We start from the raw sequence: 21,566 nt of genomic DNA, 5'->3' as shown, positions 1-21,566 counted from the left end.
GCTATCCTTTCGCCGCCGATCGCGTCGGGTTGAGAATGCGGGTGTTCAGCCAGATGGCCAGCAAAATAATCGTACCGGTGGCGATCTGCGTATAAAACGGGGAGATGTGCGACAAAATCAGGCCGTTCTGGATGATGGCAATCGACAGCGCGCCGAGCAGCGTGCCGATAACGGTACCGAAACCACCGAACAGGCTGGTACTGCCCAGCACCACCGCAGCGATAACCTGTAACTCGAAGCCTTCGCCCTGGTTGGAGGAGCCGCTGCCCAGACGCGCGGTGATGATCATGCCCGCCAGCGCCGCCGCCATGCCGCTGATGATGTAAACCTTCATGGTCACGGCTTTGGTGTTAATCCCGCTCCGGCGCGCGCCTTCCGCATTCGCGCCGATCGCCGTGACATAGCGACCAAAGCGCATATGATTCAGCACGATATGGCCGACGATCAGCACTACGATGCCGATCAGCGCGGGCATCGGCACGCCCAGTACCCAGGCGCGGCCCATAAAAGCGAACGGGCTGTCGGCAGGGATGGGAATGGAATAGCCCTGCGTAATCAGCAGCGCCACGCCGCGCACTACCGCCAGCGTCGCCAGCGTGACGATAAAGGCCGGAATGCCTTCATAGGCGATAAAGAAGCCGTTGATGGCTCCTACCAGCGCGCCCAGCAGCAGGCCACCCAGCAATACCACCGGCCAGGGCAGGCCCCAGTTATTCAGCGCGATAGCCGACAACGCGCCGACCAGCGCCAGCGTCGATCCTACGGAAAGATCGATGCCGCCCGTGGTGATCACCAGCGTCATCGCCGTGGCGACGATCAGCAGCGGCGCGCTCTGGCGAATGATATTCAGCCAGTTAGCACTGCTGAGAAAGTTGCCGGTGATCAGGGAGAACACCACGCAGCAGAACACAAAAAACAGCGCGATGCTCACCACGCCAGAGTGGTTGTGCAGCAGGCGGCGCGGCAACGAGTGTTGCGCCATACGGGAACTGCTCAGATTCATAATAGTCATCCTGTTACCTCGCTCAGTGCGCGGCGGCCGAGCGGGCGACAAACTTCTCACCCACGATCAAATTAACGATCTCGGTCAGATCCGTGTCGGCCACGCGACGTTCCGCTACGTTGGTGCCCTCGTACATCACCATGATGCGATCGCACACCAGGAACAGATCCTGTAAGCGATGGGTGATCAGGATGACGCTCACGCCACGCGCCGAGACCCGACGGATCAACTCCAGCACCGCCTCGACTTCGGCGACGGCCAGCGCGGCGGTGGGTTCATCCATAATCAGCACTTTGGGATCGAAGGCGGCGGCGCGCGCAATGGCAATCGCCTGGCGCTGACCGCCGGAGAGATTTCGCACCAGTAAGCGCGTGTCGGGGATTGAAATGCCCAGGCCTTTCAGCATTTCCCGCGCGTCAGCGTGCATTTTTTCTTCGTCCAGAAACGGAATGCCGAGAATCGACTTCATCGGCTCACGTCCCATAAACAGGTTGCCCGCCACATCGACGGTGTCGCACAGCGACAGGTCCTGATACACCATCTCGATATGGCAGCGGCGGGAATCCGCCGGGTTACTGAAATGCTGGTCTTCACCATCGATACGAATCGTGCCGCTGGTGGGCACGACTGCGCCAGACAGCACTTTGGTCAGCGTGGATTTACCCGCGCCGTTATCGCCCACCAGGCCCAGCACTTCGCCCGGGGCCAGTTGCAGATTGACGCCGCGCAGGGACCGTATCGCGCCGTAAGTCTTGGTAATATTTACCATTTCTACCCGTGCCGGGGCAGGTTGTATTTGCTGCATGTGATCACTCCCATCACCGCTAACGGGAAAGTTGTTCTGCGGGTAAAAAGAGGTTATCCGGCACGGTTTACGCCCTTGTAAACCGGTTTACCTGCAAGATAAACCCTTTGTCATTACATACAGAACAACGCGCTACAACGATATTTGTTTGCCGGGTACGACATTGCAGCTTCCGTGCCAGCCTGGGAACAGGCGCGACATTCACGGTCTAACCTTTTGTAATGCAAAACATTTAAATGTTAATTTCAGGTAAACCGGTTTACTCACTATAACGCTGTGAAATTAAAAAGCGCGTTATTTGCGCTAAAATTGTGCGCTTTTGCGCCATTTTGGGACGTTGTTAACACATTTGTATTGAATCGCGCGCCACCCATTCCACCGGCAGGCGGGTTTCGGCGGGCACGGCGAGGTCATCATTCAGAATGCGCAACATGATGTGAACCGCCGTGCGGCCCAGTTCCCGCGCGGGCTGGCGGATGGTAGAAATGCGCGGTTGGGTAAAGTCGGCATAGGTCGCGTCATCAAAGCCCACCAGCGACAGCGCCTCAGGGGCTGTGAGTCCGCGTGCGCGCAGGCCATCCAGCAGTCCCAGCACCAGATAATCACTGGCGGCAAAGACAGCGGTAGGGCGCTCATCGCGGCTGAACAGCCTTTCCAGCGCCTGCTCACCGAATTCACGCTGGTATTCGCCGTACATCACCCATTCGGGCGGCACGTGCAGGCCCGCCTGCGTCATCGCGGTGCAAAAGCCCTGATAGCGTTCGCGCACACTCATCAGCTCATCCGGCCCGCCGACAAAGGCGATATGGCGGTGACCGGCGGCGATCAGGTTTTCGGTGGCAATCCGGCCGCCCTGTACGTTATCGGCAAAGACCTTGGGCACCATGCTGCCGGGAATGTCTTCATCCAGCAGTACGATGCGCTGGTGGCGGTTAATTTCTTTGCGTAACAGGCCGTTATCAGGATGATTAGTGGTAAACAGCAGGCCATCCACCTGGCAGGTATCCAGCCAGCGAATAAACTGGCTCTCTTTGTCAGGATGGTTGCGGGTGAGGCACAGTACCAGGCTGTAGCCGTGGGCCGAGGCGGCTTCTTCGGCGGCATCGGCCAGTTCGGCAAAGAAGGGGTTGGTAATATCGGGCAAGACCAGCCCTAAGGTTTCGCTGCCGCCCTTGCTCAGACGGCGTGCCAGGCTGTTGCCGCGATAATCCAGTTGACGAATCGCCGCTTCAATCCGGTCGATGGTTTCCTGCGGCAGCATAATGCTTTGATTCATATAGCGGGATACGGTCGCTTTTGACAGCCCGGCCAGCGCTGCGACGTCGGATAACAACACCCGTTTTTTACTCATATCATCTGCCATCTTGCCCGCAATCGGCTATCAGTAACACAGTTACGCGCAGCGAATACAGTATTTTCCCTGACCGCTGACGATAAAATAATCGCTTGACAAAATTTTGCCGGAAGCGAATGGTAGAGACAGTTTACCGCATGACCCGGGAGTCACTCCCAAACCCGATTAATCCCTTTCACAAGTTCACCATAATGGACGGCGAACAGAAAGTCGGTTATTCAGGTCCTGGCTGAATCAGCCATTCAGACGATATTTGCCCGCCAACAATAATCCCTCTGCATTACGATGCGGAGATCGACTGGTTATCGCACATTCCCGACGAGGAATTTTATGATGATGGCATTTAACACCAGAAAACTGCGCGCGGTTGCGCTGGCTACCGGCTTACTGTCTGCGGGTTCGTTATTTTCACTGGCGCACGCCGCCACGACGTATGCGCTGGTTCAGATTAATCAGCAGGCCCTGTTTTTTAATCAGATGAATCAGGGCGCACAGGAAGCCGCGAAAGCCAGCGGTAAAAATTTAGTGATCTTTAACGCCAACGATAATCCCGTATCGCAAAACGACGCGATCGAAAATTATATTCAGCAGGGCGTGAAGGGCATTATGGTGGACGCGATTGACGTCAACGGCATTATGCCGGCCATTAAAGAAGCGGCCGCCGCCAAAATACCGGTCATTGCGATTGATGCGGTATTACCGGCGGGCCCACAGGCGGCACAGGTGGGCGTGGATAACCTGGAAGGCGGCAAAATTATTGGTAAATATTTTGTCGACTACGTGGCGAAAAATATGGGCGGCAAAGCGCGACTGGGCATTGTGGGCGCGCTGAATTCAGCCGTGCAGAACCAGCGTCAAAAAGGGTTTGAAGAAACCATTAAAAGTCATCCAGGCATCACCGTCGCGGATGTGGTTGATGGCCAGAACGTGCAGGATACGGCGATGACGGCGGCAGAAAACCTGATCACCGGCAACCCGGATTTAACCGCCATCTACGCGACCGGCGAACCGGCCCTGCTGGGCGCGATTGCGGCGGTAGAAAACCAGGGCCGCCAGAAAGACATCAAAGTCTTTGGCTGGGATCTGACCTCCAAAGCTATCAGCGGCATTGATGGCGGGTATGTCACGGCTGTCCTGCAACAGGACCCGAAAAAGATGGGTGAAGAGGCGGTGAAGGCTCTGAACGCGATTACCGCAGGCAAAACCGTGTCGAAAACCATTCTGGTGCCGGCCACGGTGGTGACCAAAGCCAACGTGGACAGCTATCGCGCGATGTTTAAATAACCGCTGACTCGCCGCCTGCCTGGAGCAGCGCGGCGAGTTCCTCTGCGGTGGGAAAGGCCTGACGTGTGCCATGCCTACTGACGGTCAGCGCAGCAGCCTTGCTGGCGTGTGTAAGTGCTAACTTATCAATCTCGCCCCCACGGAGGAGTGCGGATGCCAGCATCACGGCAAGAAAGGTATCGCCTGCACCGGTGGTATCCACGGGATGAGCGGGCTTCGCCGGGCAAAACGTCCGCTGCTCGCCCTGAATCAGCCAGGCCCCGGCGCTGCCGTGAGTAACCACTAACGTTTTAACGGCACCGGGCGCGAACTGTTGGGCTTCATGCTGATTCACTACCGCAATATCTACCTGCGGCCAGCAGGCGCGAAAACCGGCGTGCACCGGCGAAGGGTTAAAGACGGTGATCAGACCAAGGGATTTCGCCAGGCTGAACAGCGCGTGGGTTTTCCCGGGCGAGAAATTACCCTGCTGGACCAGCAGATCGCCCGGACGCGCGCCGGCAAGATGGTGACTGAGCGTCGTGATATCCAGCGCCTCAGCCGCCGCTGTACTGGTAATAATGGCGTTATCGCCGTCGGCGCTGTTTAAAATAAGTGAGGTATCACTCAGGGCCGCAACAGGCTGTGCAGGCAGTAACGTCACCGGCTCGTGTATAAGCTGCTGACGGATCCAGTTTCCTTTGCTGTCATGACCGGTCGCGGCAAGTAAAACCGTCTCGATGCCGCAGCGGGATAATACGATCGCCTGATTCGCACCTTTACCGCCGATATCCTGCGAACGGTGATAACCATGCACAGAGGCGCCCTTAGCCGGAATATCCGTGACAGACCAGGTTTCATCGACAGTAATATTACCAGCCACATAAACACGCATAGTGTTTTCCTGAACAGGATAAAGACGCGATGGTTGCTATATCAGCAGAAAAAAATGACGCAATACAAGCGATATTTTCCCGCCCCAAAGCCGTTATTGGCGTGATTCACTGTGACCCGTTTCCGGGATCGCCAAAATATCGCGGCAAATCCGTCAGCGCGATCATTGAGCGCGCCTTACGCGATGCCGAAAACTATATTCTCGGCGGTATTCACGGCCTGATCGTGGAAAACCATGGCGATATTCCCTTTTCAAAACCCGAGGATATTGGCCCGGAAACCCCGGCATTAATGGCGGTAATTACGGAAAAAGTGCGCGAACGTTTTGGCGTACCGCTGGGTATTAACGTGCTGGCGAATGCCGCGCTGCCTGCCTTTGCCACCGCGCTGGCGGGCGGGGCGGATTTTATCCGCGTCAACCAGTGGGCGAATGCCTACATCGCCAACGAAGGCTTTATTGAAGGGGCCGCCGCCAAAGCGCTGCGCTACCGCAGCCAGCTACGTGCCGAACATATTCGGGTGTTTGCCGACAGCCACGTTAAACACGGCAGCCATGCGATAGTCGCCGACCGCTCCATTCAGGAACTGACCCGCGACGTTGATTTCTTTGAAGCCGATGCGGTTATCGCCACCGGACAGCGTACCGGCGACAGCGCCACGCTGGACGAAATCGACGAGATCCGCGCCGCCACCGCCTTACCGCTGCTGGTGGGTTCGGGCGTCACGCCCGCCAATGTCTGCCAGATTCTGGGACGCACCCAGGGCGTGATTGTGGCCAGCGCGCTCAAGGTGGACGGCGTCTGGTGGAACGATGTGGACCGGGACAGGGTAAAACAGTTTATGGCCGTGGCGCAGTCGGCGCTGGATCAGGCATAACCGCCGTTTATTCTCTGGCGCAGACAACAAAAAACCCCGCGGGTGAGGCGAGGTTTTTTGTTTACGTCAGCACGATTGCGTGCGGTGCACATCATGCATTATCAACGTTTTGAACTATACGAATTAATCCGGCATGGTGCAAGCAGGTGATGCTTTATTGTACGCTCTGACTGGATTGGTTTGAGGCTTCGCTCGCAATCATTGTATTTTTCTGTTTATTTATACAGTGTTTTTATTATGCTTTTCCAGGTTGATGTTGATGTGCTCTGAGGCCGCACCGTGCTGTGAAAGATGCGTTTCATGACTGACAAGTCCTGGCTGCAACGGGTGGTGCCGTCAGTGCCTTAACCTCCAGGGGCACATCATGCATTATCAACCTAATCAGCCTGTTACAGGCAGCGGAAAGGTACGCAGGCTGTAAGTGCTCCTGACCACAGGAGCCAGCGTATGAGATGGATAGAAATCGCTCGCGTATTTCTGAAGCTCATGGTTGCACTACTGCAACTGCTTGAAATTATCGTGAAGTCCTTCAGGTAAATCACGTTCAGGCCGCATCTAAGGGAGGTGATGTTTACCTCCCTTTAATCATGTAGTTGAATTAAGCAGAACAGGGCAGTGTTAAATCAGGCCAGCCAGCCTTTCACCACCGGCAGCAGCGCCGGAATCTGCGACAGCAGATACAGCACCAGTCCGATGGTGCCGCCTACCAGCGTGCCGTTGATGCGGATAAACTGCAGATCCTTACCGATATTCAGCTCGATCTGCTGCGACATCTCCCGCGCATCCCAGCTTTTCACCGTGTCGCTGATATGGCGCGTCAGGAACGCTGCGAACTCCGGCGCGACGCTGCGGGCGGCGTCTTCCAGATGCTGATTCATCGAGCTGCGCAGCCCTTCATCGGCGGCGAGGGTTTCGCCCAGCCACGGCGCCGCCTGACGGACCTTGTCCTGCACTTTTGACGCCTCGCTGTTGAGATCCGCTTTCAGCCAGTCGCGCAGATCGCCCCACAGCTCGCCGATATAGCGGTTCAGCGTAGGATCGTCTTTCAGCCAGCCTTTAATTACCTCGGCGCGTTCCGCCATTTCCGGATCGTTTTTCAGCTTCTCAATCAGGCGATCCACCGCGCGGTTAAAGCCCAGCCGCAGTTCATGGCCCTGATCCAGCGCCACATCATCCAGCAGCGAATCCACCGCATTCGCCACCAGTTCTGCGCTGTGCTCGCCCAGCCACTCAGTCGGTAACATTTTGGCCTTGATGGGATGCTCGCGCTTCAGCCAGCGCACCAGCTGATTGGCGATAAATTCCCGGGTACTGGGTTTATCCAGCAGCCGCAGCAGCTGATCGACCGCGGCATCCAGCAGCTCCTGATGGCGGTTATTTTTGGTCAGGCTTTCCAGCATCAGCGCGCCGGTCTGGCTGAGATCCACCTTGTCGATTGCCTTGTGCACCGCCCGGCGCATAAAGTGCTGGATGCGTGCGTCATCCGTCAGATCGAGAAGGCCGCGCATCACCTGCAACAGATGACGACCGACCCGATCGGCATTACCGGGCGCGCTCAGCCATGTCGCCAGCATGTGCGACGGATCGTGGCGGCGGATCAGATTCAGCAGCGAATCGGTATCCAGAAATTTTTCCTGCACAAAGCGGCCCAGATTCTCACCGATGCGATCTTTATTACGCGGAATGATGGCCGTATGACGGGCAATAAACGGCACCGGCACGCGGCGAAACAGCGCCACCACCGCAAACCAGTCGGCCAGCGCCCCGACCATCGCCGCTTCGGCAATGGCTTTAATACCGCTGACGTAGAAGTTGGGCGGCAGAAACAGCGTGACAACAAAAGTGATGGCGGCCAGCAGCAGCAGCGAGAGCGCCAGGTGTTTGGTCCGTTTTAGTTCGCGTTGTTTATCCATATCCTGATCTTAGCAGCTTGCCTGCTGAGTAAGTCAACGTTGCCCGATCCAGGCCGAAAAGCGCAGTTAAGTCTGGTACTAAACCGCTCTGTCTTAACATGTCGGGCGATGTGCTAATCAGACTGTTCCTAAAAACTAATAACATTAAAAATTACCACTCTTATAAACAGTTACAGCAGTGTACATTTCGGAAGCAGTCTCCGTACGTTGACGCACCCTATCCATGGAACCAGACCAGGAGAATTCACGTGAAAGCAATCGCAACGGCAACCGCAAGTCTGTTGATGTTAATGAGTGGCATCGGCGCGCACGCAGAAGGGCTGACCACCTCTGCCGATGGAAAAAATCTGACCGTCAGCTTCGGAAAGCCCACCATTAAGCAGGTCCTGCATTACCGTAAAATGTACGACAAAAAACCCTTCCCCGATGCCGAAATTTATTATTACGACAACGGCACCTATAAAATCATCTCGCAGGGGGAAAACCATTACGGCGTTTACGTGATGCAGGGCAAGTTCGATGATGAGACCTTCACGGTGCGCTTTATCTCGCTGCCGTCCACCGACTGGGGCAACAAGACCGCCTTCCATCAGCTGACCTTTGTGCGCGGCGATAAGCAGAACGTGTTTATCCAGAACGCGATTGTCGATACCGGCGAGGCGATTGCCCAGCAGAACGGCACCTACACGCAGGAAAAGAACACCGTCACCAACCCGGTGTCTACCAGCTGGAAACACAAGTAGCGTTAAGGTGGCAGCCAGGCTGCCACCGACCTTTAGCGACGGCGACCGCCAAACAGGCTGCCCAGCACGCCGCGAATAATCTGGTTAGTAATCTGTCGTCCCGCGCTTTTTGCCATGGTTTGCACCACGCCATCCCGCTTGCCGCCACGCGGACCGGTGCTGCCAAACAGGATCTCTTTTAATCCCCCCAGAATACCGTCATCGACCGCCACCGTGTTGCCTTTGGCTTCGGGCGCATTGGCTTTCTCACTGGCGGCCTGCACGCCCTGTTGCAGACGTTCGTAAGCCGATTCCCGATCGATTTCCGTGTCGTATTTGCCCGACAGCGGAGAATGGTTGATCAGCCCGTTGCGCTCGTCCGTATTCACCGGCCCCATGCGTGAGCCGGGAGCGATCACCATCGCCCGTTCCACCACCGACGGGCTGCCTTTGGCATCCAGAAAGGAGATCAGCGCTTCGCCGGTGCCCAGCGCCTGGATCGCCTCTACGGTCGTAAAGGCCGGATTGGCGCGCAGGGTTTCGGCGGCGGTTTTCACCGCTTTCTGATCGCGCGGCGTAAAAGCGCGCAGCGCATGCTGCACCCGGTTGCCTAACTGGCCCAGCACCGTATCCGGAATGTCCGCCGGATTCTGCGTCACGAACCAGATCCCTACGCCTTTGGATCGGATCAGGCGGATCACCTGCTCGATCTTCTCCAGCAGCACCGGCGGCGCATCGTTAAACAGCAGGTGAGCCTCGTCAAAGAAGAACACCAGCTTCGGTTTGTCCAGATCGCCCGCTTCCGGCAGGTGTTCATACAGCTCTGACAGCATCCACAGCAGGCTGGTCGCATATAGCTTTGGCATCTGATACAGCTTCTCGGCCGACAGGATGTTAATGATGCCCTTGCCGTCGCTGTCGACGCGCATCCAGTCGCTAATTTCCAGCATCGGCTCGCCAAAGAAGTGCTCCGCGCCTTGTTCTTCCAGCGCCAGCAGCCCGCGCTGGATCGCGCCCACCGAGGCGCTGTTGATATTGCCGTACTGCGTCTGAAAGCTTTTCGCGTTATCGCCGATGTACTGCGTCATGGCGCGCAGGTCTTTAAAATCCAGCAGCAGCAGGCCCTGATCGTCGGCAATGCGGAAGATGATCTGCAGCACGCCGCTCTGTACCTCGTTCAGGTTCAGCAGTCGTGCCAGCATCAGCGGGCCCAGATCCGACACGGTCGCGCGCACCGGATGGCCTTTCTCCGCGAAAATGTCCCACAGCACCACCGGGTTGCGCTGCGGTTGCCAGTCGGTCACGCCGATGTTGGCCAGCCGCGCCTGCAGCTTCTCGCTGCTCTGGCCTGCCATCGCCACACCGGTTAGATCGCCTTTCACATCCGCCATAAATACCGGCACGCCAATCGACGAAAAGGATTCCGCCAGCTTTTGCAGCGTCACGGTTTTTCCCGTGCCGGTCGCACCGGTGATCAGGCCGTGGCGGTTTGCCATCTGCGGCAGCAAATGCAGTTGAACGTCAGGGGTTTGGGCGATAAGCAGGGGAGCGGTCATAGCGCAGTACTCACAAATAGTCAGTCATGCGTCAAGCATAGCCAGCGGGGCGGCAGCCGTCAGTAAAGATTGCGTGTTGCCGCCCGGAAATTTACTTCTGCACCTCTTCAAAATTCAGCAGCGTCACGCCAATGCCCTGCTGGGCGTGCGTCACGTTCTTGCGCAGCGCGACCTGCACCTCGCCCTGCAGCATCACCACGTAAGGCGAGTTCTGCTGAAGCTGCTGTTGCAGCGAGACGTAATCGGCCCGGCGCTTCGCGGCATCGCTTTCTCCGGCGGCTTTGCGGGTCAGGGCGCTCAGCTCCGGAATATCCCAGCCCACGCGCCAGGCCAGCGTTTTGCTGCCGTTTGGCACGTTATAGGCGAAGGTACTGGCGTTAGTGTTCGGATCGATATAGTCCGCGCCCCAGTAGGTAAAGATGGATTCGAACTGACGGCTGCGCATCTTGCTCCACAGCTCGGATTCCGCCACCGGCTGGATATCCAGATTCACGTCCGCCTTGGCAAAGCTCGACTGCAGCGCCTGGGCAATATCGATATACGGCGGCTGATTCACCACCGACAGCGCGATATGCGCGCCAGGCTTAATGCCGCCTTTGGCTAAAATCGCTTTGGCCTTCTCGACATCGTAGTGGAACGGTTTGGTCTCCAGCGCGCCGTCAAAGCCCTGCGGCAGGAAGCTCTGGTGCACGCGATATTGCCCCTTCAGCAGCTGATTCGCCAGGCTGTCGTAGTCCACCAGCCAGCGCGCTGCCTGCCATAAGGCCGGATTACCCAGCGCAGGCTGCTGCGTGCTTTTGGTGTTAAAGCCCAGGTAGTAGATCAGGCTGGAAGGAAAGGCCGCGATGTGCACATTGGGATCGCTTTTCAGCGAGGCCAGCTGATCCGGCCCCAACTGGTACGCCGCATCCACATCGCCCTGCTGGATCAAGAGCCGACGGGTGCCCGGATCGGCCACGCCTTTCAGCAGCACCCGTTTCAGGTGCGCTTTCTGGGTGCTGTTGGGATTGGCCTCCAGCACCAGCGCCTGCAGGGGCACGAACTGTTTGATCGCATAGGCCGCACTGCCCGCTGAGTGCGTTTTCAGCCAGCTGTTGCCGTAGTCATTACTGACGGCATGCGACTGCGCCAGCTTGCTGTCGACAATGGAGGAGACCGGCGCGGTCAACAGGCGCAAGGCCAGATCCTGCCCGATTTGTGCCGGCCAGCGCAGTTCCAGTTGATGATCGTTGATCACGGTGAACTGCTGGTCGATGTTCTCCGGTGTCCAGCCAAATTCACTCAGGATAAATGAGGGCGCTTTGTTCAGCTTCACCGCGCGGGTAAAGGAGAACACCACGTCCTTCGCCGTCAACGGGTTACCGCTGGCAAAACGCGCCTGCGGATTCAGGTCAAACACCAGACTGTGTGGGGTTTTACCCGGCTGCCAGCGCAGCGCCGCCAGCGGGGACAGCTTCTGCGGATCCTGATGGTCCGGCTCCAGTAACGTCTGGTAGATGTTGCGCAGGCTGCTGTTGCTGACGGTTTCAAAGCTTTCCGCCGGGTCAAAACTGATAATGCCGTCCAGCGGCACGGCGACCACGAACGTATCTTTTGGCGTTGCCGCGTGGGCGGCAGAGGAGAGAGCAAGGGCGGTAAGCAGGAGCAGCGGTTTGCGCATGGCGGTTATCCTTAATGATTGATAACCCTACTGTAACCCGCGCCAGAGCAGGTCAAAATGCCGGTTTGTTCTGAGCTATGCCAGTTTCGCCTTAGCTGATAAGCCGCCCGTTAAGGGCGGCTCAGATCGTCAGTGAAAGTTGTGAATCACTTCCAGCACGCCGTTGATAATGAACTGCACGCCCATGCACACCAGCAGAAAGCCCATCAGACGCGAGATCGCCTCGATGCCGCCTTTGCCCACCAGGCGCATAATCGCCCCTGAACTGCGCAGGGAAATCCATAAAATCACGCTCACCACCAGGAACGTCAGCACCGGCGCGACGTTAATGACCCAGGCCGGAAAATCCACCCCGCTGCGCACGGTAGACGCCGAGGAGATGATCATCGCGATCGTCCCCGGCCCGGCGGTGCTGGGCATCGCCAGCGGCACAAAGGCGATGTTCACCGGCTCCTGCGCGGTTTCCAGCTCATCGTGCTTGTGTTTGGCTTCGACCGAATGGCCCACCGGCTTCGCCGGAAACAGCATCCGAAAACCAATAAACGCCACGATCAGCCCGCCCGCGATGCGCAGCCCCGGAATGGAGATGCCGAACGTATGCAGCACCGCGCTGCCCGCATACCAGGCCACCATCATGATGGCGAACACGTAGATGCTCGCCTGCAGGGCCTGACGGTTGCGCTCCCGAAAATTCATTTCACCGGCCAGGCCCAAAAATAGTGCCACGGTGGTGAGCGGGTTGGCGAGCGGCAGGATCACCACCAGCCCCAACCCGATTGCTTTGATTAGCTCCAGCATGCCTTATTCCGCTTAGTGTTTAGGCCGTTCCAGCGCTTCCAGCAGCTCCGGGAAGAAGTCTTGCAGAATTTCCGGCGTCATCAGCTCCGGGTACTGCATCAGGTGCTCGCGGATGCGTTCGTTCACGTCCGGGATCAGGCGCTGTGCCGCATCGCTGGCGCTGATTTTATGCTTCTTCATGCTGCGCAGCAGGTCGGCGGGCAGGTTGTCTTCGTCTTCGTTGTCTTCCACCATCTCCAGCGCATCCAGCTCGTCGAACATCTCCATTAACGCTTCGGTTTGCGGCGTGCGGGATTCATATTCGCGCGGATGCTCTTCGGCCATGTAGCGCAGCATCAGCCGCATCGGTGTGCCATCCGGGGATTTAGGTGGTTCGGCGGCGAACCAGGTCAGCAGCTGGTGGATGGTGACCTGATGGACGTGATAACCGTTATCCACCAGTTCGTCGGCCAGCAGCTCAGCGCTTTCGTTTTCAATCAGGCAGATATGCGTGCGGTTGGGATCGTACTCTTCGAGCCACTGGTAGATCTCTTCGATCACCCCGTCGTCGTACTCGAACTTTTTGTTTACATAGCTCCCTTCTGACGCATTTACGCAGGCTGTGATCAGGTCTGGATCGAAGTAAATTGCGATGTTGATACCTTTCATGCGTGCCGTCCTGTTCAAATCCAAAACATCACTATAACGCTCAACGCATTAGGAAGGAAAACTTATGACTTAACGTGTTGCGATACAAGATGATACAGACAGCGGGCGGGGTGCTGACAGGCGGTAAACAGGCGGAAGGGAAGGGCGATAAACCTGCCAGCGCGGGGCTGGCAGGCGACGGTCAGGAGATAAAGTTTTTACCCTGCTTCAGCACCACGTCACAGGCTTTGGTTTTGAGCTTCTCGCCCATCGGCGAGTTGCTGAGGCTTTGCAGGTTCAGCTGCTGGCCATTGCCGGTGTTCAGCAGCCCGGCGACGCCCTGGGTGTAATCCGGTTTTTGCTCCTGCGCAGCGGTGGTATTCAGGCCCAGTTTGCTCAGCACCTGGTCTTTCACCGACTGCACGTTGTTTTTCACCACGTTGTGCTCCACGCAGTACTGCATCACGCCGGCGGCATTGGTCATGCTGTTGGCGCTCATGGCTTTGTCGTTGCTGTTCAGCAGGCTGGTAATGGAGGACATCGACAGCCCGCCGTTCTGCTGACCTGCTGCACCGTTGTTTTGCTGGCTGAGCTGGTTGGCGGCACTGCTCAGTTGATCCTGCCAGTTTGCGGCTGACGCATTGCCCGCCAGCAGCAGGGCTGCCAGGGCGCAGGCGATATGGCGCTTTTTCATTTCGACCTCGGTTGGGTTTAGTGCTTCGTGTTGCTAAGAGGCGGTGCGGATGAGAAAGTTCCGACGGAAAGGTGAGGGGAAGGCGGTTTGGGAGGATTCTGGGGGCGGCGCAGGGCCGGTTTACCGGGTTCCGTGTGTTTTTTCGCCGCTTAGCGCACATCACAGCGGAATAGAGTTGCGCGCCGGGCACGTAACGGTATAATCGCCAACGTTTTCCGCATCCTCTTCAGTGCCGAAGTGGCGAAATCGGTAGACGCAGTTGATTCAAAATCAACCATCGAAAGATGTGCCGGTTCGAGTCCGGCCTTCGGCACCAGTACCTTGTCCATCCTCGTCCGAGGAATTCCTAAAAATACTTTAAAATCAACATCCAGACTGATTTTATCATCCGACATCGTCCGAGCACATCCGTTGCAATCTAGACCTCGCTGGGGGCATAATTGGGGGCATCCCCACTTCGATAAGAAATGTGCCCCCAAAATGAAGCTGAATGCCCGCCAGGTCGACACTGCAAAGCCTAAAGAAAAAACTTATAAAATGGCTGATGGTGGCGGTTTGTACCTTGAGGTCACGACCAAAGGATCAAAGTACTGGCGTATGAAGTACCGACGGCCAGCCGACAAAAAAGAAGACCGGCTTGCCTTTGGTGTCTGGCCGACAGTAACGCTTGCTGAGGCACGTGCTAAGCGTGACGAAGCTAAAAAGATGTTAGGGCAGGGGATTGACCCCAAAGCTGAACAGAAAGAAGCCCAGGCTGAAAATGCGGGGGCTTATACTTTTGAAACGATCGCCCGCGAATGGCACGCCAGTAACAAGCGATGGAGTGACGATCACCGCTCACGCATCCTTCGCTATCTTGAGCTGTATATTTTTCCTCATATTGGTTTGGCAGATGTTCGTAAGCTGAAAACCAGCCAACTGTTAGCACCCATTAAGGCCGTTGATGCCAGTGGCAAGCATGACGTCGCTCAGCGCCTTCAGCAGCGTGTTACGGCGATAATGCGCTATGCCGTGCAGAACGATTACATTGAATCCAACCCTGCTATTGATATGGCCGGGGCACTTTCTACCGTCAAGGCTCGCCATTACCCCGCATTACCCTTCAGCCGTTTCCCTGAATTTCTTGAGCGCCTAGCCGCATACCGTGGGCGTATCATGACCCGTATTGCTGTAGAGCTTTCATTACTAACTTTCGTCCGTTCCAGTGAGCTGCGTTTTGCTCGTTGGGATGAGTTCGATTTCAAAAGGGCTTTATGGAAAATTCCTGCTCAGCGTAAAGAGATAGAAGGAGTTCGTTACTCCCATCGTGGCATGAAGATGAAAGAGGAGCATCTTGTACCCCTAAGCCGTCAGGTTTTAGCCTTGCTGGAAAAGTTGAAACAATTAAGCGGTGACAACGAAAGGCTCTTTCCCGGCGATCACGATCCTAAAAAAGTCATGAGCGAAAACACGGTTAACAATGCTCTGCGCGCTATGGGGTACGACACGAAGACCGAGGTCTGCGGACATGGGTTCAGAACAATGGCGCGTGGTGCTTTAGGTGAATCTGGGTTATGGACTGAGGACGCCATAGAACGACAGATGAGTCATTCAGAGCGTAATAGTGTTCGTGCTGCATATATTCATACATCAGAGCATCTTGATGAGCGGAGATTAATGGTGCAATGGTGGGCAGATTTTCTTGAGGCTAATGGCGATAATTCTATATCACCCTACGATTTTGCCAGAACAAATGCGTAGAAATTGGTAGGAGAAACCCTGTATTTAATTTTGAAAAGTATGACAGGGTTATTAAATGATTTTACCAAGATATTGGACGCCCAACATAACCTTTTTTAGGGTGATTTAGGAGCCAATGAGACATGTTGTTTATAAGTGGCTGACTAAAGTTTACTCTATAACCTCTGCCCGTAGGATACGCATTTTCATTTACCCCTTCAAAAGTTGGGGAGGGGATGCTATCGCAACCAAAATAAATAAAATTTTGGCTAATCAAAACATTCAGACTGGAGGTGTCTCTTTCTAAATTATCTTGGTTCAAAACTCCATCTTCAAAACTATGATGCGAATCTACCTGTATCCAGTTATTAAATTCATCTTGGTGATATATATTATCTCCAAAAGCGTTAGCTTTATTACTGTAAAGGTTAGGTTTTTTTTTATAAAATCGGACGTCATCCCAATACTGTTGATATGTTATTTTTTCATCAACTTGCATAATGTAAATTAACTCTTCATTATGCCCCATACCTTTACTGCCGTAACCTAATATTAAATCTCCAGTCTTTGCATGCTTGCGGATCTGTGGCTTGCACGTGGCTAATGTACAATATCCATGGAATGGATTAGGTGCAAAACCATAATCTCGTACTATTTTGTACGAAAACATTCTTATTGTCATTGGCATTTTACTCGGTCAATTTGTCTTCTTGGTAGTTTATTTCCATCTGAGTCCTCCCATATGCTTTCACCTTTCACCGCATTTTGAAATTTTCCACTTTGAAGAGAAATTACTGAATTTGCTTTTTCATCAATGATTGCAGGTAATTTTACTTTTTTTTCTGTAACTCCAATTATGTTTTTCCCACCCGCCACCGCACATCCAACAGCTCCGCCAAATGATGGGTATTCATTACATTTATCATCTAATAGGAATATGCAAACTTCAGCATTACTCTGACAATCTGCTACCGCTGGAGTTGATTTTTCTTCACTCCATGACTCTTCTAATTTGACAGAATATATACTAAAACCATTATCCTGTAGTTTCTTCTCAGTCTCAGGCAGCATATGTTCAGTCTCTTCAATATAAATTACGCATGCTTTTTTCATTAGTGATCTCCACTTGAGTGAAATATAATTATCTATTGATAAGTCTCAATATTGTTAAGAAAGAATATCTTTTTCCTAAACTCCCCTTGACCTCCATAACTTGGATGTCTAATTTTTTCGTGAATGATTCCTAAATCAGTTAACCTCTTAGATGCATCATTTCCAAGCGCGAGTATTTTTTCGAAATCGTAGATTTTCAATAAGTTTCGAATGAGAAATGCAGAAGTAATAAATTCTTTATTAGTATGGCACCTGTTGGACATTTGATTTCCTGTTTCATACGGGTGAAAAGGGAATATGTTCCATAGAAAAGGGATATGTTCAATATTACTTATGACATTCCATATTTCTGTTGCCGTTCTTTCTTTTACGCTCAAGGTGTAAGTACTTTTATTAAAAGATTTTGGACCGATGATCTCAGATGCAAGTTGTAGATGATGTTCATCAGTTAGGGCCAAACCAGTCCTTCTGCCGCCTCTATAGCCGAGGTCCCTACCAACCCATAATTGTTTAGTTTTAAGGCTGGTATGAGCCAATAAATATAATTCAAGATTAAGTAATCTTAACATCGGTGATTCTGGAGTATCGTGATTCGGACATATATCTTTGTATGGGTTGAAAACATTTTCAGATGAGAAGTTTCTAATTGAATTTATGAAACTTTTAATTCTTTCTGATTTATCGTTATCTTTCACTTTAAAGCTCTTCAAAGGTTACTGTATGAGAGACGAAATCGGCTACTATTTTTCCTTTTCTTGATTTTTTCATCTGGCGAAATACTTTATAGCCATCAATAATGGCCTTTTCCCATTGCCAGAGATTGCATTTCTCAACCTCATATCCTTTGACAAATTCTTGAATAAATTTTAACAGGTCGTAATCAAGTCTTTCAACATTCTCAAAAAGAGACTGATTTAAAGCTCTACTAAAAACAAAAGTTGATACACCTTCTTCAATTATAATTGCTCTTGCGCCATCTTGATTTTCATCTGTAGATGAAATGTTTTTTCTTTTTAAGCGTAACAGTGCTCTTAACACAGGTGACCAACCTAGATGTACCGCAAAGCAAATGTGAAAAACATCATGGAATCTATAATCATCTTTATCTTTTTTGTTGTCTGTTAATCGATCACCAATGTTGACACCTTGGCATTGCTGTATCACAAATTTTTTCTCACCAAGATCAATTTCTTTAAAAATGAAATTGATTCTATCAGGGAATCGCTCATATTCTTCATGAGACTTATCAAATGGTTCTGGATATACCTCTTTTTGAGGCCATCTGCTTTCGATTTTTTTTAGATTGCAGTTAATCGCTTTTGAAATAACTAATCTTTTAGATAGGCTAAAGATTATGAGCTTACTGAGGAATTTTGAAATTACACTGGATTTATCTTGATGCGTATCAACTTGTCTGCCTGAATAAAGAGTTAAAAGTAAAGATAAAGAAGTAGCGACTTCTAATGAACTTTCTAAAATGTCCAGATCAAGATTATGAGTTGCTGACAAAATGTCTAAATCATTAAGACTTTTCAAGGATAATGGATCTAATTCTGAATGTTCATCTTTTATTATTATAAATGAATTTCTAACAATTTCTCTAATATCATACCTCTCTCTGTTAATGAGGGATGTGACATACCAAAGTACATCACCTAACTCTTCGTGTAAGTGTTCTTCGAGAGAACCAATTACGAAAAGGTCTCTTTGCTCTTTTTTTATTAAACTGAGTAAATCACCGACTTCACCAACTAAACCTAATGCAATAAAACCAGAACTTTTAGAAGTCAATATATCAGTTTCGGCTACTTTTTTTTGGTATTCATCATAAGTAATCATCTGATCATCCATAATCTAAATTTGATAATGTTTAGATATATATGTTGTGTGTTTGATTTGCAATAGATCCACAACTTCAATATAACCTTTTGAAATTAAAGTGTTTTGCTTTATTTCTTGGTGTGTGTGACTATTTTTATAGATTAAGTTAGATTTATGTTTTCCTTTCTGCAACTGAAGGTGAGCTATATGATCGAAACTTTTTTAGTTAGGATTACAGTCTTTTCATCACTCGTTTCTTAATGTGAATTCTTTTTTTTAGCGAGATGAAATTTTCCTGCCGACTCACTTTTTTAATTTTGCAGTAGGATTGAACATTTATCCCGTTGCGCGCTCTCGTAGCCCCGCCACGCCTGCGCACTTCATGTAGCGTTTTTCATGCACCTGCATGAGTGGCTCCGGGGCGCACCGCTGCTGGCCTTTGCTGCCGTTCTCAGGTGCCGGAAATTCATGCGTTTTCATGCAGCATAGTCATGCACTCACGCAACAGACATAAAAAAGCCCGGCAGGTGCCGGGCATTAGATGTTTCTGGCCGTCTTTTTTCTTTCAGGGTTGTGCGTGCCGGTCCCTGCGGGAACAGGCTGAGCCGTACCGGCCAAGCGTCTGCGGCTGACGTACCGTGCCGCTCTTTACCTCTGCCTCTGTGGCAACAGGCCTGCCGGGCTTCATAATGATTCTCTCAACGCTCTCCAGTGCGGTGAACGTGCAGGAGCAGTCAAGGTTCCGGCACTGGTACCAGGTGCGCTTAACGGACGGTGCTTCATAAGAACTGGTCCGGGTATGAGCCACCTGACCGCATTCGGGACATTTCAGGGCCATTTCGTTTTCCTGTCTGGTCGTTTTCAGTCAGTCAATTGTGCCGGGGCTGGCACAGGCGGTGCCACCGGATGACATTGTGTGACGGCTCAGACAAAAGGCCCTTCTTCTGGCCAGCCAGGGAAAGGTCTCACGAAACCCACATTCCGCTTTTAGTTTTATATAAATCCTTCACCTTTCTTCACCAGAAAGAAAAAAATAAGTAATACAGTAAATTAAAGGGTGAACAGTTGAAAAAACATCCTTCACCCACTGTTCACCATCCTTCATCCTCTCAAAAAGCCTGCCGGACACTTATCCGCGTTATTTCCTTTTAATTTTTCACTTTCAATAGCCAGAAACTAAGCCCTGGTTTTACCTCATCTCTATACGTTTCTGTTCGTTCCTCTTCGTTTTACATGAGCAGAAAACGACCATTTTGTAAGGGTGGTGACACAATCCCGCCCTGTTGATTCCGGCAGAAATATGCCCAGAATACAGAGCTGCCCGATGCCGGACGTATCCGCCCGGCTCCGTATGGAATCAACGAGAGGTAGCCCATGCACACTGCTTTAACCGCACCATCTTCCGCCCCATCAGCCCCTTACGCGCCGCAGTTTCAGGAGCGCTTCATACGCCTGCCGGAGGTCATTCACGTCTGCGGCCTGTCCCGCTCGACGATTTACGACCTCATCAGCCGCGACGCCTTTCCCGCGCAGATTTCGCTGGGCGGTAAGAACGTCGCGTGGGCGGCCAGCGAGGTGAACGCCTGGATGAACGAACGCATCGCCGCCCGCGGTCAGGGGCGTGCGGCATGACCTTCACCCACCGCTGAGACTCTCCGTCATGCTGCATTTCTTTGCTTTCCCCGGCTTGCGCGCCGGGGGCCTTCCCTGGTACAGTGTTTCTGCTGTCGCAAAATCGGCAGCCGGGCGTAGGAACCCGAGCGAAACAAAGGCGACACCAGACGCGCCATGCGTCTTTTTTTGTGTCTGTGCCCATGTGCACCCATTTTTCGGGCGGCGGTTTTGTTTCCGCTGCGCCGTCTGCGTAATGGTGGCCCGGGCGGGGCAGCCTTCGGGCTGGCCGGTTTCCTTTGTTGCCGGTATTCCTACCCCCGTCCGGGCTACCACCCCTGAGCGTAGGAACTCTGGTGGTAGCTGTAAAAAGCTAACAAAGGAGTTTGCCCCTGTGACTACCGTCCCGACTTCCCCGCATTCAGAATTTGTCTTTGTGTTTGCCGCCGTGCGCCGCTGTGAGCGTCACGCCCGCGTGCAGATGCTGCGCGCCACCGCAGCCACCGGACGCGCCGCCCGCCGGCTGCTGGCCCGCGACTACGTACTGTCCTTTGCTGCCCGCCTGCCGGTCACGGAGGTGCGCGCATGAATCACGCCACCATTACCCTTGACGACCTTGCCCGCCTGGAGCACCTGCGCAACGCCGGACGTCTGGCCTGTGAGGCGGCGGCCCTGCGCGACTGCTGCACCCCGCCGGAGCCTGCCGACAGCGCACAGCTGGCCTCGATGCTGTTTCTCATCACCGGCCAGCTGGATGACGTGGTGACCCGCTGCCGCGACGGCTGGATGAACGGGGAGGTGAGCGCATGAGCGCACGCACCCTGTCTCCTGAGCTGCGCGCCGCGCTGTCACGCCGCGCCGTGGCCTGCGCCTGGCTCACCCTGTGCCGTGAGCAGAAGCGCCACTGCGGCCTGACACTGGCCCGCCTGGAGCGCGCCATTGAGGCCGAACTTGAGGGCTTTTACCTGCGTCAGCACGGCCGCGTGCGCGGGCTGGAGATAGCCTGCGCGCTGCTCGACGACCTGCTGACCGCCGGGCCGCTCAAGGCCGCCCCGTGCCTGAGCTTTTTAGGCCAGGTGGTGATGGACGAACTCTGCGGGCGCATCCACGACGCGCCGCCGCTGCACTGAGGGAAAA

General features: G+C 53.5%; 24 protein-coding genes and 1 tRNA gene. 9 read left to right on the top strand and 16 right to left on the bottom strand.

Features of this window, described 5'->3' with window-relative positions; all coding sequences use genetic code 11:
* Position 1: 1 nt before the first annotated feature.
* The 3 genes from GC087_RS20070 to GC087_RS20060 form a co-directional block, all read right to left on the bottom strand.
* Positions 2 to 1,003: an ABC transporter permease gene (locus tag GC087_RS20070; RefSeq protein ID WP_161784121.1), complete on the bottom strand. Its 1,002-nt coding sequence runs from the start codon at positions 1,001 to 1,003 to the stop codon at positions 2 to 4.
* A gap of 22 nt (positions 1,004 to 1,025) precedes the next feature.
* Entirely contained in the window at positions 1,026 to 1,772 is a 747-nt protein-coding gene (locus GC087_RS20065; protein WP_161784123.1) for an ATP-binding cassette domain-containing protein, read from the bottom strand.
* Positions 1,773 to 2,148: 376 nt separating this feature from the next.
* Complete coding sequence (locus GC087_RS20060; protein WP_033739239.1) at positions 2,149 to 3,171, bottom strand: LacI family DNA-binding transcriptional regulator; 1,023 nt, start codon at positions 3,169 to 3,171, stop codon at positions 2,149 to 2,151.
* A 324-nt stretch (positions 3,172 to 3,495) separates the two neighbouring features.
* On the opposite strand from GC087_RS20060, the gene GC087_RS20055 reads away from it, so the two are divergent.
* Positions 3,496 to 4,446: an ABC transporter substrate-binding protein gene (locus GC087_RS20055; RefSeq protein ID WP_039339103.1), complete on the top strand. Its 951-nt coding sequence runs from the start codon at positions 3,496 to 3,498 to the stop codon at positions 4,444 to 4,446.
* Here the strand turns inward: GC087_RS20055 and GC087_RS20050 are convergent.
* Positions 4,439 to 5,320 (bottom strand): PfkB family carbohydrate kinase, encoded by an 882-nt coding sequence (locus GC087_RS20050; RefSeq protein ID WP_262959785.1) that lies wholly within the window; start codon positions 5,318 to 5,320, stop codon positions 4,439 to 4,441. The two genes, GC087_RS20055 and GC087_RS20050, sit on opposite strands and share 8 nt — an antisense overlap.
* A 29-nt stretch (positions 5,321 to 5,349) precedes the next feature.
* On the opposite strand from GC087_RS20050, the gene GC087_RS20045 reads away from it, so the two are divergent.
* Entirely contained in the window at positions 5,350 to 6,195 is an 846-nt protein-coding gene (locus GC087_RS20045; protein WP_262959786.1) for a BtpA/SgcQ family protein, read from the top strand.
* A 623-nt stretch (positions 6,196 to 6,818) separates the two neighbouring features.
* Here the strand turns inward: GC087_RS20045 and GC087_RS20040 are convergent.
* A complete protein-coding gene (locus GC087_RS20040) occupies positions 6,819 to 8,108 on the bottom strand; it encodes a DUF445 domain-containing protein (protein ID WP_262959787.1) in 1,290 nt (429 codons plus the stop codon).
* 248 nt (positions 8,109 to 8,356) lie between these two features.
* Between GC087_RS20040 and GC087_RS20035 the strand changes: the two genes are divergently transcribed.
* Positions 8,357 to 8,851, top strand: a complete 495-nt coding sequence (locus GC087_RS20035; protein WP_006121814.1) for a hypothetical protein — start codon at positions 8,357 to 8,359, stop codon at positions 8,849 to 8,851.
* 32 nt (positions 8,852 to 8,883) lie between these two features.
* Here the strand turns inward: GC087_RS20035 and GC087_RS20030 are convergent, their stop codons facing one another.
* From GC087_RS20030 to GC087_RS20010, 5 genes are all read right to left on the bottom strand, one after another.
* Positions 8,884 to 10,386: a helicase HerA-like C-terminal domain-containing protein gene (locus tag GC087_RS20030; protein ID WP_324029180.1), complete on the bottom strand. Its 1,503-nt coding sequence runs from the start codon at positions 10,384 to 10,386 to the stop codon at positions 8,884 to 8,886.
* A gap of 91 nt (positions 10,387 to 10,477) precedes the next feature.
* Positions 10,478 to 12,046 (bottom strand): ABC transporter substrate-binding protein, encoded by a 1,569-nt coding sequence (locus tag GC087_RS20025; RefSeq protein ID WP_262959789.1) that lies wholly within the window; start codon positions 12,044 to 12,046, stop codon positions 10,478 to 10,480.
* 129 nt (positions 12,047 to 12,175) lie between these two features.
* Positions 12,176 to 12,844: a MarC family NAAT transporter gene (locus tag GC087_RS20020; protein ID WP_006121819.1), complete on the bottom strand. Its 669-nt coding sequence runs from the start codon at positions 12,842 to 12,844 to the stop codon at positions 12,176 to 12,178.
* 12 nt (positions 12,845 to 12,856) lie between these two features.
* Positions 12,857 to 13,492, bottom strand: a complete 636-nt coding sequence (locus GC087_RS20015; RefSeq protein WP_006121820.1) for a hypothetical protein — start codon at positions 13,490 to 13,492, stop codon at positions 12,857 to 12,859.
* A 181-nt stretch (positions 13,493 to 13,673) separates the two neighbouring features.
* Entirely contained in the window at positions 13,674 to 14,165 is a 492-nt protein-coding gene (locus GC087_RS20010; RefSeq protein WP_324029177.1) for a YjjA family protein, read from the bottom strand.
* Positions 14,166 to 14,396: 231 nt separating this feature from the next.
* Here GC087_RS20010 and GC087_RS20005 point away from each other — a divergent pair.
* Positions 14,397 to 14,481: transfer RNA gene (locus GC087_RS20005), tRNA-Leu, on the top strand.
* Between the two features lie 164 nt (positions 14,482 to 14,645).
* A complete protein-coding gene (locus GC087_RS20000; RefSeq protein WP_176018665.1) occupies positions 14,646 to 15,905 on the top strand; it encodes a tyrosine-type recombinase/integrase in 1,260 nt (419 codons plus the stop codon).
* A 61-nt stretch (positions 15,906 to 15,966) separates the two neighbouring features.
* Here GC087_RS20000 and GC087_RS19995 read toward each other — a convergent pair whose 3' ends face one another.
* From GC087_RS19995 to GC087_RS19970, 6 genes are all read right to left on the bottom strand, one after another.
* The gene (locus GC087_RS19995) at positions 15,967 to 16,554 is read right to left on the bottom strand and encodes an Nmad2 family putative nucleotide modification protein (protein WP_176018666.1); all 588 of its coding nucleotides are present in this window, start codon (positions 16,552 to 16,554) and stop codon (positions 15,967 to 15,969) included.
* An 8-nt stretch (positions 16,555 to 16,562) separates the two neighbouring features.
* Complete coding sequence (locus tag GC087_RS19990) at positions 16,563 to 16,997, bottom strand: hypothetical protein (protein WP_324029175.1); 435 nt, start codon at positions 16,995 to 16,997, stop codon at positions 16,563 to 16,565.
* A 32-nt stretch (positions 16,998 to 17,029) separates the two neighbouring features.
* Positions 17,030 to 17,692, bottom strand: coding sequence for a uracil-DNA glycosylase family protein (locus GC087_RS19985; protein WP_324029173.1), 663 nt, complete (start codon positions 17,690 to 17,692; stop codon positions 17,030 to 17,032).
* Between the two features lies 1 nt (position 17,693).
* Positions 17,694 to 18,836, bottom strand: a complete 1,143-nt coding sequence (locus GC087_RS19980) for a MazG C-terminal domain-containing protein (protein ID WP_176018669.1) — start codon at positions 18,834 to 18,836, stop codon at positions 17,694 to 17,696.
* Between the two features lie 318 nt (positions 18,837 to 19,154).
* A complete protein-coding gene (locus GC087_RS19975) occupies positions 19,155 to 19,298 on the bottom strand; it encodes a hypothetical protein (RefSeq protein ID WP_324029169.1) in 144 nt (47 codons plus the stop codon).
* A gap of 85 nt (positions 19,299 to 19,383) precedes the next feature.
* Positions 19,384 to 19,656, bottom strand: coding sequence for an ogr/Delta-like zinc finger family protein (locus GC087_RS19970; protein ID WP_072193591.1), 273 nt, complete (start codon positions 19,654 to 19,656; stop codon positions 19,384 to 19,386).
* A gap of 536 nt (positions 19,657 to 20,192) precedes the next feature.
* On the opposite strand from GC087_RS19970, the gene GC087_RS19965 reads away from it, so the two are divergent.
* The 4 genes from GC087_RS19965 to GC087_RS19950 are packed head-to-tail and all read left to right on the top strand — an operon-like array spanning position 20,193 to position 21,559.
* Positions 20,193 to 20,450: a helix-turn-helix transcriptional regulator gene (locus tag GC087_RS19965; RefSeq protein WP_324029167.1), complete on the top strand. Its 258-nt coding sequence runs from the start codon at positions 20,193 to 20,195 to the stop codon at positions 20,448 to 20,450.
* A gap of 28 nt (positions 20,451 to 20,478) precedes the next feature.
* Positions 20,479 to 21,018: a host cell division inhibitor Icd-like protein gene (locus GC087_RS19960; RefSeq protein ID WP_324029165.1), complete on the top strand. Its 540-nt coding sequence runs from the start codon at positions 20,479 to 20,481 to the stop codon at positions 21,016 to 21,018.
* Positions 21,015 to 21,239, top strand: coding sequence for a hypothetical protein (locus GC087_RS19955; RefSeq protein ID WP_324029163.1), 225 nt, complete (start codon positions 21,015 to 21,017; stop codon positions 21,237 to 21,239). The genes GC087_RS19960 and GC087_RS19955 overlap by 4 nt, the downstream gene beginning before the upstream one ends.
* Entirely contained in the window at positions 21,236 to 21,559 is a 324-nt protein-coding gene (locus GC087_RS19950; protein WP_324029162.1) for a DUF5375 domain-containing protein, read from the top strand. Before GC087_RS19955 ends, GC087_RS19950 begins: the two co-directional genes overlap by 4 nt.
* The last annotated feature ends 7 nt before the right edge of the window (positions 21,560 to 21,566 follow it).

Source organism: Pantoea sp. JZ2 (assembly GCF_035191405.1).
In the GTDB taxonomy this organism is placed as follows: Bacteria; Pseudomonadota; Gammaproteobacteria; order Enterobacterales; family Enterobacteriaceae; genus Pantoea; species Pantoea stewartii.
Note: the sequence above shows the minus strand (reverse complement) of the source record. Positions and strands in the feature narration are given on the sequence as shown.

Excerpts from the sequence above, each read along its gene's own strand:
- GC087_RS20070 (WP_161784121.1), bottom strand. The coding sequence starts at position 1,003 with ATGAATCTGAGCAGTTCCCGTATGGCGCAACACTCGTTGCCGCGCCGC.
- GC087_RS20065 (WP_161784123.1), bottom strand. The coding sequence starts at position 1,772 with ATGGTAAATATTACCAAGACTTACGGCGCGATACGGTCCCTGCGCGGC.
- GC087_RS20060 (WP_033739239.1), bottom strand. The coding sequence starts at position 3,171 with ATGGCAGATGATATGAGTAAAAAACGGGTGTTGTTATCCGACGTCGCA.
- GC087_RS20055 (WP_039339103.1), top strand. The coding sequence starts at position 3,496 with ATGATGGCATTTAACACCAGAAAACTGCGCGCGGTTGCGCTGGCTACC.
- GC087_RS20050 (WP_262959785.1), bottom strand. The coding sequence starts at position 5,320 with ATGCGTGTTTATGTGGCTGGTAATATTACTGTCGATGAAACCTGGTCT.
- GC087_RS20045 (WP_262959786.1), top strand. The coding sequence starts at position 5,350 with ATGGTTGCTATATCAGCAGAAAAAAATGACGCAATACAAGCGATATTT.
- GC087_RS20040 (WP_262959787.1), bottom strand. The coding sequence starts at position 8,108 with ATGGATAAACAACGCGAACTAAAACGGACCAAACACCTGGCGCTCTCG.
- GC087_RS20030 (WP_324029180.1), bottom strand. The coding sequence starts at position 10,386 with ATGACCGCTCCCCTGCTTATCGCCCAAACCCCTGACGTTCAACTGCAT.
- GC087_RS20025 (WP_262959789.1), bottom strand. The coding sequence starts at position 12,046 with ATGCGCAAACCGCTGCTCCTGCTTACCGCCCTTGCTCTCTCCTCTGCC.
- GC087_RS20020 (WP_006121819.1), bottom strand. The coding sequence starts at position 12,844 with ATGCTGGAGCTAATCAAAGCAATCGGGTTGGGGCTGGTGGTGATCCTG.
- GC087_RS20015 (WP_006121820.1), bottom strand. The coding sequence starts at position 13,492 with ATGAAAGGTATCAACATCGCAATTTACTTCGATCCAGACCTGATCACA.
- GC087_RS20010 (WP_324029177.1), bottom strand. The coding sequence starts at position 14,165 with ATGAAAAAGCGCCATATCGCCTGCGCCCTGGCAGCCCTGCTGCTGGCG.
- GC087_RS20000 (WP_176018665.1), top strand. The coding sequence starts at position 14,646 with ATGAAGCTGAATGCCCGCCAGGTCGACACTGCAAAGCCTAAAGAAAAA.
- GC087_RS19995 (WP_176018666.1), bottom strand. The coding sequence starts at position 16,554 with ATGTTTTCGTACAAAATAGTACGAGATTATGGTTTTGCACCTAATCCA.
- GC087_RS19990 (WP_324029175.1), bottom strand. The coding sequence starts at position 16,997 with ATGAAAAAAGCATGCGTAATTTATATTGAAGAGACTGAACATATGCTG.
- GC087_RS19980 (WP_176018669.1), bottom strand. The coding sequence starts at position 18,836 with ATGATTACTTATGATGAATACCAAAAAAAAGTAGCCGAAACTGATATA.
- GC087_RS19975 (WP_324029169.1), bottom strand. The coding sequence starts at position 19,298 with ATGAAAACGCATGAATTTCCGGCACCTGAGAACGGCAGCAAAGGCCAG.
- GC087_RS19970 (WP_072193591.1), bottom strand. The coding sequence starts at position 19,656 with ATGGCCCTGAAATGTCCCGAATGCGGTCAGGTGGCTCATACCCGGACC.
- GC087_RS19965 (WP_324029167.1), top strand. The coding sequence starts at position 20,193 with ATGCACACTGCTTTAACCGCACCATCTTCCGCCCCATCAGCCCCTTAC.
- GC087_RS19960 (WP_324029165.1), top strand. The coding sequence starts at position 20,479 with ATGCTGCATTTCTTTGCTTTCCCCGGCTTGCGCGCCGGGGGCCTTCCC.
- GC087_RS19955 (WP_324029163.1), top strand. The coding sequence starts at position 21,015 with ATGAATCACGCCACCATTACCCTTGACGACCTTGCCCGCCTGGAGCAC.
- GC087_RS19950 (WP_324029162.1), top strand. The coding sequence starts at position 21,236 with ATGAGCGCACGCACCCTGTCTCCTGAGCTGCGCGCCGCGCTGTCACGC.